This window comes from Pelobium manganitolerans (genome assembly GCF_003609575.1).
Classification (GTDB): Bacteria; Bacteroidota; Bacteroidia; order Sphingobacteriales; family Sphingobacteriaceae; genus Pseudopedobacter; species Pseudopedobacter manganitolerans.
In genome coordinates this window covers 22,861-33,644 of record NZ_MBTA01000008.1, presented here as the reverse complement: position 1 = coordinate 33,644, position 10,784 = coordinate 22,861, and the positions used below count along the sequence as shown (strand labels likewise).

7 protein-coding genes are annotated in these 10,784 nt (G+C 39.1%); 3 read left to right on the top strand and 4 right to left on the bottom strand.

Annotated elements, in window-relative coordinates; genetic code table 11:
• The 3 genes from BCY91_RS06255 to BCY91_RS06245 form a co-directional block, all read left to right on the top strand.
• Positions 1-1,443: DUF3945 domain-containing protein (locus tag BCY91_RS06255; protein ID WP_245989017.1), on the top strand; the 1,443-nt coding region annotated here is incomplete at its 5' end.
• A gap of 6 nt (positions 1,444-1,449) precedes the next feature.
• The gene (locus tag BCY91_RS06250) at positions 1,450-3,543 is read left to right on the top strand and encodes a type IA DNA topoisomerase (RefSeq protein WP_120181126.1); all 2,094 of its coding nucleotides are present in this window, start codon (positions 1,450-1,452) and stop codon (positions 3,541-3,543) included.
• Positions 3,533-4,411: an ORF6N domain-containing protein gene (locus tag BCY91_RS06245; protein WP_120181125.1), complete on the top strand. Its 879-nt coding sequence runs from the start codon at positions 3,533-3,535 to the stop codon at positions 4,409-4,411. Before BCY91_RS06250 ends, BCY91_RS06245 begins: the two co-directional genes overlap by 11 nt.
• Positions 4,412-4,496: 85 nt before the next feature.
• Here the strand turns inward: BCY91_RS06245 and BCY91_RS06240 are convergent, their stop codons facing one another.
• The 4 genes from BCY91_RS06240 to BCY91_RS18045 form a co-directional block, all read right to left on the bottom strand.
• A complete protein-coding gene (locus tag BCY91_RS06240; RefSeq protein ID WP_120181124.1) occupies positions 4,497-6,530 on the bottom strand; it encodes a heavy metal translocating P-type ATPase in 2,034 nt (677 codons plus the stop codon).
• Positions 6,531-6,565: 35 nt separating this feature from the next.
• On the bottom strand, positions 6,566-8,707 hold the full coding sequence (locus tag BCY91_RS06235; protein WP_245989016.1) for a TonB-dependent receptor: 2,142 nt from the start codon (positions 8,705-8,707) through the stop codon (positions 6,566-6,568).
• Between the two features lie 596 nt (positions 8,708-9,303).
• Positions 9,304-9,471: a prolipoprotein diacylglyceryl transferase family protein gene (locus BCY91_RS18050; protein ID WP_220699439.1), complete on the bottom strand. Its 168-nt coding sequence runs from the start codon at positions 9,469-9,471 to the stop codon at positions 9,304-9,306.
• Positions 9,472-10,163: 692 nt separating this feature from the next.
• Positions 10,164-10,517 (bottom strand): heavy-metal-associated domain-containing protein, encoded by a 354-nt coding sequence (locus BCY91_RS18045; protein ID WP_120181122.1) that lies wholly within the window; start codon positions 10,515-10,517, stop codon positions 10,164-10,166.
• Positions 10,518-10,784: the final 267 nt, after the last annotated feature.

Here is a 10,784-nt window from a genome sequence, read left to right as displayed (position 1 = left end):
AATAAACAGGAAATGCCCGAACAGCTTTCGGACATATTACTCGTACTGGATAAAGAGAAAATGAAAATCCAGGCAGTAAAGAGTATTGACGAAAACGGGAAAATGGAAACCGTTGAACCCACCAAGAAAAACCAAAACCAGTTTATGCGTGTGGACAAAAGCGGCGATTTCTTTTCCAACTTTTTTTCCAACTTTTTCAGCCAGTTAAAGAACCCCACAAACTTTACTTTCTTCAAAGTACCTGCCCCGGTTGCTGCTGAAAAAGCGCAGGAACTCCAAAAGCACGTAGATAAGCCCACTCCGCAGGGCGAAAAAGTGCTGAAAGAACACGAAGTGAAAGCAGAACCCCAACCTGATAAAAAACAAGAAAATCAAAATAATATGGCAACAGCACAAACAACAACGGAAACAAGCGAATACCGCTACAAGCCGGAGCAGATTGATTGGGACACAATGAAAAACCTCGGATTAAGCAAAGAGTATCTTGAAAAAAGAAACTTGCTTGACCCTTTGTTACGAGGTTACAAAACCAATGAACTTTTACCGATAGGCATTAACCTCGGTGGTTCTATCCTCCGCACGGATGCCCGTCTGTCTTTACAGCAAGGCGAAGACGGCAATGTTATCGTGGCAATACACGGTATCAAAAGAGAACCTAACCTCCACTTTGAGTTTTTCGGACACAAGTTTACCGACGAAGACAAGAAAAACCTGCTCGAAACGGGTAATATGGGGCGTGTGGTCAATCTCGTAAATTCCAAAACAGGCGAACTGATGCCGTCCATTATCAGCATCGACAGGCTGACCAATGATGTGATTGCGCTACGCACGGAGTTTATAAAAATTCCCGATGAAATTAAGGGTGTAAAACTGAATGAGGAACAAAAGCAAACTTTAATGGAGGGCAAACCACTCTATTTAGAGGGTATGATTTCCACGAAAGGAACGGAGTTTTCGGCAACGGTACAATTCAATGCGGACAAACGATACGTTGAGTTCCTGTTTGACAGAAGCAACAACAATCAGCAAGCTCAAACAAACCAACAGAACACCCAACAAAACAATCAGCAAAGCCAACCGCAGGAAGCTCCAAGAACTTTCAGGGGCAAAGAACTGGATGATGAGCAGTACAACAAGTTCAAAGCCGGACAAACCATATACGTTGAACTGAAAGACAAAAAAGACCAACCGTATAAGGGTTATATCACTTTCGACAAAGATACCGGAAAGACCAATTTTGAGTTTCCCGGTCAGTATAAAGCACGGGTAGAACCTGCCGAAACCCATAAAACGCAGACTGCCGTTAATTCGAAGGGTAAAACCAACGAAGCGACCAAGAACGTCCAAGAGCCTTTGAAGTCCGGGCAGCAAAGACCGAAAAACGAAAAGCAGCAGGAACAACAGGACAACAAGCCTGCAAAATCCAAAGGCAGAAAAATGTAGTACAGTATGAAAACAATTATTGCAGAAAAACCAAGTGTAGCAAGGGAGATAGCCGGCTTGGTGGGAGCATCTGATAAAAAGGATGGCTACCTGACAGGTAACGGCTATTTTGTTACGTGGGCATTCGGTCATTTGATAGGACTGGGAATGCCCGAAGACTACGGCATTTCGGGATTTGATAAAGCATCCCTGCCAATATTGCCCAACCCGTTTTTATTGACCGTCCGCAAGGTCAAAAAAGATAAAGGGTACACCGCCGATATTGGCGCATTAAAGCAACTGAAAGTCATTGAGCAGCTTTTTAAGCAAAGCAATAGCATTATCGTTGCTACCGATGCAGGTCGTGAGGGCGAACTCATTTTCAGGTACATTTATGAATACCTGAAATGCAACAAGCCTTTTGAACGCCTTTGGATAAGTTCGCTTACCGAAAAGGCAATAAAGCAAGGCTTTGACAACCTGAAAGACGGAAAAGAATTTGACGGACTATATCAGGCAGCGCAAGGCAGAAGCCGTGCAGACTGGCTTGTGGGCATCAATGCTACACAGGCATTGAGCATTGCCGCAGGCAACGGTATTTATTCGCTCGGAAGAGTGCAAACACCTACACTGGCTTTGATATGCAAACGTTACCTCGACAATAAGGATTTCACGGTTAAGAAATACTGGCAGATACAATTAACGCACCATAAAGCACAGGTTGATTTCAAAAGTATTTCCGCTACCAAATGGGACGAAAAGCAGCTTGCCGATGATACCCTTAAAGCTATTCAGCGTGGCGCAACGGCAACCGTTACGTCAGCAGAAACCAAAAGCGTTACAGAACAACCGCCTTTGCTTTTTGACCTGACAGGCTTACAAAAGGAAGCCAATAAAAGGCTGAAATTATCTGCTGAAGCAACGCTCAATATCGCACAAAGCCTGTACGAAAAGAAGTTTATCACGTACCCACGTACCGGAAGCAAATACATTCCTGAAGATATGTGGGCGGAAATTCCAAATCTTGTGCGGGCTTTGCAGAACCGTGAAGATTGCAAACAAGCCCTTACCAAAATCAAATGGGGACGGTTCAACAAACGTATCGTGAATGACCTCCGTGTAACGGACCATCACGGTTTGTTGATTACGGATAAAGTGCCGTCGGTACTCAATGCAGACGAAAACAAGATTTACAATATGATTGCGCTTCGATTACTCGAAGCCATATCACAAGCCTGTGTCAAAGAAATAACGGATGTATCATTACAGGTATTGCATTACGACTTTACGGCAAAAGGCTGTAAAATTCAGGAAGCGGGTTGGCGTTCCATCAAAGGAAGTTTTACCGATGACGGCGAAGAGCCAGTGCAGGAATTACCTGAACTACATAAAGGCGACGAACTTGCCATAAAGGAAGCCGCCGTTTTGGAAAAGCAGACCAAACCGCCAGTGCTTTACACCGAAGCAGGTCTTTTGTCTGCAATGGAAACCGCAGGGAAAGACATCGAGAACGAGGAAGAGCGTAAAGCCCTCAAAAATATCGGTATTGGTACTCCTGCAACAAGAGCCGCCATTATCGAAACACTGTTTACCCGTAATTATATCCAACGGGATAAACGTGCTTTAATCCCTACCGAAAAAGGATTGCAAGTGTATGGGCTTGTCAAAGAACGCAAGATTGCAGACGTGGCAATGACCGCCGAATGGGAATTGGCATTGCACAAAATCGAAAACAACGAAGCAGATGCCGGAATGTTCCAAAAGGAAATGGAAAACTATGCCAAATCCATTACTGATGAATTGCTGCAAACTTCCATTGGAAGTACCAATCAACCCAAACTGACTTGTCCGAAATGCAAAAATCAGCAGCTTATTATCCGTGACAAGATTGTGAAATGCCCTGATGAAGCTTGTAACTGGGTGCAGTTCCGTACCGTCTGCGGTGTACAAATCAGTATAGAAAATGTAACAAGCCTTGTCAATAAAGGCAAAACTTCTTTAATCAAAGGAATGACAAGCAAGGCAGGAAAGAAATTCGATGCTTACATCTTACTGAAAGAAAACGCCGAAAGTTCCTTTGAGTTTGAGAAGAACAAAAGCAGAAAACGCAATGGAAAATAAACCGTCAATCGTACCTAAAGAAATCAGAAACTTTATTTATACCATTCGGGGCAAACAGGTAATGTTGGATAGCGACCTCGCTGCCTTATATCAGGTTGAAACAAAGAACCTGAATAAAGCCGTTAAAAGAAATATTGAGCGATTTCCTGTATCATTCTGCTTTCAACTGACGGAAGAGGAAGTTGAAAACTTGAGGTTCCAAATTGGAACCTCAAGTTTAAATTACGGCGGCAGACGTTATTTGCCTTACGTTTTTACTGAACAAGGGGTTGCAATGGCATCTGCCATACTCCGTTCAGATATAGCCGTTAAAATGAGTGTTGAGATAATGGAAGCCTTTGTGGAAATGCGGCGTATGCTTATCAGTAATGCTTCTTTGTTTCATCGTTTAGATAATATCCAGTTAAAGCAGCTGGAAGCCGACAAAAAATTTGAAGAGATTTTTAAGGCTTTGGAAAGCGACAAGCTCCATAGTGAAAAAGGCATTTTTTACAACGAGCAGGTATTTGATGCCTACGCCTTTGTTTCCGATATTATCCGAAGTGCCAAAAGCTCAATTATCCTGCTTGATAATTATGTGGATGATACGGTGCTTACTTTATTGGGTAAGCGTAAGACGAATGTAACCGCTACAATCCTTACCAAAAGCATCAGCAATCAATTACGGTTAGATTTACAACGTTACAATAGCCAATACCCTCCGGTAGATATTGAGGTTTTCTCCGATGCCCACGACCGTTTTTTGATTATAGATAATATGGAACTCTACCACATCGGGGCATCACTCAAAGACCTGGGCAAAAAATGGTTTGCCTTTTCGAGAATGGATATTGAAGTCGGCAGAATGCTTCAAATCCTTACATCATAACAATAAACCCTCCGAAATTTCAGAGGGTTTATTATGCAATCTATACTAATCTTAAATTTCTTCCATTTTCAATTTGTCTTAACCGTTAAACAAATCTCATTCGTTGTATTCTCACTGCATTCAGAATTGCCAATAAAGCCACTCCAACATCAGCAAAAACGGCTTCCCACATTGTAGCTAAACCGCCTGCACCAAGTATTAATACAATAGCTTTTACGCCAAACGCTAAAGTGATGTTTTGCCAAACTATTCTTTTCGTTTGCTTGCCGATGTTAATTGCTATAGGAATTTTACTCGGCTTATCGTCCTGTATTACTACATCAGCCGTTTCAATAGTGGCATCGCTGCCTAAGCCACCCATTGCAATACCTACATCACTTAATGCTACAACAGGTGCATCATTTACACCGTCCCCGACAAAGGCAACTGTTTCATTTTTGGCTTTTATTTCTTGTATTCTATTTACTTTGTCTTCGGGCAATAAATCGCCAAAAGCATTATTGACACCCAATTTTTCTGCAACAAATTTTACAACGGTTGATTTGTCACCACTTAACATTGTTGTTGTTACATTGAGCGATTTAAGTTTGTCAATCGTAATTTGTGCATCTTCTTTTATGCTGTCTGCAATAGTGATATAGCCCACAAACTTTTTATCATAAGCAACTGCAATTACTGTGTAAACAATGCTATTCGGGTCAATATCATAAGAGATAGAAAACTTATTCATCAGCTTAAAATTTCCTATCAGTAACTCTTTTCCGTTTACATTTGCTTTTAAACCTTGTCCTGCTATTTCTTCCACATTCTGTAATGGGATGTTGTTATCTACAACACCAACATATTGCTGAATGGCAGAGGCTATGGGATGTGTACTGTGGCTTTCCAAAGTATTTACCATTTGTAAGATTTCGGTCTGATTTAATTCATTTCTAAAAACTACTTCCTGCACTTTGAAAACACCCTCTGTCATCGTGCCTGTCTTATCCATTACCACGTTTTTGATATTGGCAAGTACATCTAAAAAATTACTTCCTTTAAACAATATCCCGTTTTTACTTGCCGCACCAATGCCACCAAAATAGCCTAATGGAATACTTATTACCAATGCACAAGGACACGATATAACTAAGAATATTAATGCTCTGTATAGCCATTGACTTAACACATAGTTTTCTACAAAGAAATAAGGTAATGCTATAATAAGAATTGCTAATAACACCACAATTGGCGTATATATTTTTGCAAACTTCCTGATGAACAACTCTGTCGGTGCTTTTTGAGAAGTGGCATTTTGCACCAATTCTAAAATCTTGCTCAACTTACTATCTGTATATGCTGTGGTCACTTTTACCTGTGTAATAGTGTTCAGATTAATCATTCCGGCTAATACGGTTTCTCCTTTTGATTTAGTGTCAGGCTTGCTCTCTCCCGTAAGTGCCGCCGTATTGAATGATGCTGTTTCGGACAAAAGTTCTCCGTCCAATCCCAACTTTTCCCCCGGCTTTAATTGTATGATTGTGCCAATGGAAACCGCTTCCGCTTTGACAACCTTTGGCTGATTATCCTGTAAAATAGTCACCTCATCAGGTCGTTGGTCAAGTAAAGATTTAATGTTTGCTTTTGCTTTTCTTACAGCTAATGTCTGAAAAACCTCGCCTATGGAATAAAACAACATCACGGCAACTCCCTCCGGGTATTCGCCAATGGCAAATGCCCCGATAGTAGCAATGCTCATCAATAAAAATTCAGAAAATATTTCCCCTTTGCCAATGCTTTCAAATGCTTCTTTTACCACAGGAAAACCAACAGGCAGATAAACTACGGCATAATAAACACTCCTTGTCCAACCTTTAAACCATTCGGGTTTCAGCACATTGTCAAAGTAGATAGCTATAAGTAACAGCACTAATGAAATAATGCTTGGCAAAAACATTTTAATTACGCTGCTTTTTCCAACAAATTCAACTTGTTTGTTATCATTTTGATTTGCGTTTCCATTTATTGAGCAACAAGTATCATCAATAATATGCCGCACACCTGCTTTTGTATAGATTTTTTCTTCCTCTGTACAGCAAAGCTGTTTTCCCTGTACGTCATAAATATGTTTGTGTGCCATTGCTGAATATATTAGGGATTAGTTCTTTCATTACTTTATAGTCTGAATTTTATTCCCCCGTTAATTACAAATCCGTCCAATGGTGCGTAGATGTCTTTAAATACGGGGTTGCTTATTGTTCCTGTATAGATACTATCAAAGCGTGTTTGCCGGGTATCGAGAAAATTTTCAAAATTGATGTATAGCGAAAATCTTTCCCAAATCTTTTCAGCCATAAACCCGCAGATAACATAATCTTTACCCGTAGTACCGTTATTCATTTTTTGCGGGCTAAAGTAATAGGCTTCCAGACCGACTTTCCATTTATCTTCTATTTCATACATCAGAACCGAATTGATACGGTGTTTCGGTGTTAGGGGACTTTCTGTGTTTGTGCCATTTTGCTGTAAGCGGGCATCAGTATAAGTGTATCCCAAAAATAGCTTCACGTCATCGTAGCTGATTTTGATATTGGTTTCTGTCCCTTTGGTATGGATGTAACCCGGAGAGTTGACAAACTGATAAAGATTGGCTGACGGGTTTTCAAGTAGAAGCGGATTATCCAAATAGGTATAAAAGAACAATTGATTGATGCTGAATGTCCAATTATTACCCATATTTGTGTGGTAGTTGATATCTGCATTACCGCCGTAACTTCTCTCCAGTTTATTGGAATTATCGTTTATCGGCATTACATTCTGATATTGTATTCGCTCACTCTCTTCAGTAAAAATAGTGGGTGTCTTGTAACCAAATCCACCTCCAACTCTTGATGTTAGTCCCTCTGCAATTCGGAACAAAGCCGATACCCTCGGTAAAAAAACAGCTCCGTAGTCTATCACGTAATCTGTCCTTAACCCGCTTTCCAATTGAAGCCAGTCCGTAGCTTTGAAAGTGTTTTGAACGAATATCCCGAATGTGGTTTGATTGTAATCTCTCAAAGGAAATGCGGCAATCTGTTTTTCTTTAAAGTTGTCTGTCCAAATATTTAGACCTGCTATCCATTCCGATGTTTCTTTACTGCTCGTGTAGTTGGCTTCAGTAAAAGTAGCTGTCTGTGTTCCCTCAAATCCATAATTCGGAATAGTAGTGTTTCTGTTGAAATAGCTTACACTGTTTTTGACTTGAAAGGAACTGTTTTCATCGATAGAATGGTCGAAGACGAACTGCGTGGAGTAGCGTTGTGTTTTGTTTTCTTCAAAATATTGATGTGTGTTGTCCCCTTTACCCTTGATGTACAGCATATCTCCACCTAAACGGTTTTCAATTGTAGCGTTAACACCGAAGTTTAATTTTGTTTTATCGTTGAAGTAAACAAATAGTTTGGGGTTCAGCACATAGCGTTCAAATTGAGGAATAGCAGACAAACCAATTTTTGCAGGGTCATAAGCACTGTTGCGATTATGCGAAGCGAATATCGTTGTTCCGATTTTCTTAAACTTCTGTCCGTAAAAACCATTAATATCCAAGCCCCTACCTGATGTTCCATTGATATGAAAATGTAAATCCCTTTCATCTGTAGGTGTCTTGGAAATCAGGTTGACTAAACCTGCTATTGCACCACCACCATACAACGTAGAAGTCGAACCTTTAATCACTTCTACTTGCTTTAAGTCAAGTGGTGGAATTTGTAGCAAGCCTAATCCGCTTGAAGCACCGGAATAAATCGGGAAACCGTCTTTAAGGATTTGTGTGTATCTCCCGTCAAGCCCTTGAATACGTATGCTTGCATTAGCACTGGTTGGGGAGGTGGTCTGTACGTGGATACCTGTACTCTCACTCAAAAGCATGCGAATGTCGCCTGGCTTCATATTGCCTTTTTCGTCCAGTTCTTCCCCTCCGATAAATTCAATACGGGTAGGAATGTTTTGTATGCTTCTTGTACTTCTCGTAGAGGAAACAACAATTTCGTCCAACTCTTCGGAACTTTCTTTAAGCAGGATTTCAATAACACTGCTATCCTTTAACGGAAATTCCAATGTTTCAATATGGTCATCAAAGCCAATAAAGCTAAAGTGTATTTTCTGTAATCCGGCGGGAATACCGGATAAAGCAATCTTCCCATTTTCGTTGGATGTCGTACTGATTAAAGTACCATTTACAGATACCGTTACCCCAGCTAATGGTTCTTTACTTTCACTGTTCTTGACAACAGCATTTAATGTGCTTTGTGCATATACACAAAGATTCAGTGCCATGAAAAATGACACAATGAGTATTTTTCGCATTTTAAAAATGATATTTAATGTGAATAAAAAGATATGGCGATGTGAAGCACCGCTGATAATTAATCGGGCTGAACGCCCGCACATTAAGCAAATTGTGGCGGATGCCAAATAGAGTATGGAAAATCAGAAACTGGCGGTACAGGCATTAATACTGATTTTCTTTTCGGCAGTTTTAGGAGGTCTGTAATTGAGAAATGAAATGAGGTTAATATAATGCCTGCGCAAGTATTGCAACTGAAAAAAGGAGAACAGCATCCTGTTCCACAGTCATCATCGTGATGTTCCCCGCTATCAGTTTTCTGATGCGTGGCATTAAGGCATTTACCCTCCATAAAGCAAGGTGCGGCTGATAAGACCACTACTATAAACGCTAATATGAACGATACCCATTTCATTGTGCAAATGTATCAAATTTAACTTAATCCGCCATTACACTCATTTTATCTTTATCAATGGTATTCTTTTTTATCCATCCTCTAATACTAAAAAACAGACCTAAAATTACAAATGGAATACTTAGTAATTGTCCCATATTCAGAACCATACCTCTTTCAAATTCAACTTGGTCAATTTTTAAAAAATTCTATTAATACCCTCATCGTAAAAATGAGAAAAATGCTTAGACCAAAATAAAAACCATTCCCGATTTTTACTGTATCTCTTCTATACAGAAACAGAAGAATGAAAAAAATGATAAAATAGGATAATGCTTCGTACAATTGAGCCGGATGCATGGGAATACTGTCCACTAAATTCCAACAATTCCATAAACGATTATTGCTTCGTGAGCCTGTTAACTTAAATTCTCTTTTTTATAAATTTTCCGTAAAATAAAATAACATAGTAACAGACCTGTCATAAATAACAGTCCATAATATTTAATTAAAAATCCGAGAATGTTTGTTATTTCTGGGTTTACATCCCAATTTATATAAAGTAAGTTCATTAGTGAAGTATGTCTATTTGAAAAATTGCAGCTCACTCACATCATACTTAGCAAGTGTTCATATCGCTCTAACCATTACAAATTTGGACAGCAAATCTATCAAAATAAATCTTTCCTAACCAAAAGTTGGATAATATCAGATACCTGAAATATTACAAATAGTGTCAGAACCTATTCTATAAAATAAAGAGAGAGAAATTGTGATTGTTTGCCACGTCGTTGGCTTTAAGGCGAATTTACCTTATGCGTAATTAGGAAATGGAAGTGGTTAGTATAATATTTGTACAGGAATTACAACTGAAAAATGGCGAGAAACATTGTGTTCCACAATCATCATTGTCTTATTAGTGGTTTTTTATGGTTTGGAACAAAAACATTTATCTTTCATAAAGCAAGGTACTGTTGATTATGATATGACACCATTAACGCTAATATGAAAGATAAATATTTAAGAATAATCATTTAATTAAACGGCTTAGTTTATGCGGGCTTACAACAACCATCTAATTTCTCATAAGATGCAGGGTCTGCTTTTACGTCGTCTGCGTCATATCCTAATTTGGAAATAGCAGTTTTGATAGTTGCCAAACTCGTTTTCTTAGGATTGTAATATACCGTTATAGTCATTTTTTTCTCGTCTAACTCGTACATTTTAACGCCTTTTATTTTTAGCATGTTATCACGAAAATTTAGTCCGCAGGTTTCACAAGCCTTGCAATGGTCACAGTTTATTGTAGTTTTAATAACAGCTTTGCCGCTTTCTTTAACTTGGGCATTCACACTTAACGATGCAAACGTTATAAGTATGATGGATAGAAATTGTTTAATGTTCATCTTTCGGAAGAATTAAGTTTATCGTGTAAAAATAACACTATTATAAATAGTATTTACATTTTAACGACAAAATCGTGTTCAATAATATCCAGTTAACATAAAATAAACCCTCTCATAGCCTGAAGAGCTTTTGCTTCTCATTACTTACTGTAAACCGCATTAATACGCCAAACACCGCCTTTCAAAGCCAAACCCTGCCACTTCTGCAAAGTGGCTTATCTACTGCTATAATTTTAGGCTTCAAACAAAATTCTAAACAAAAATTAT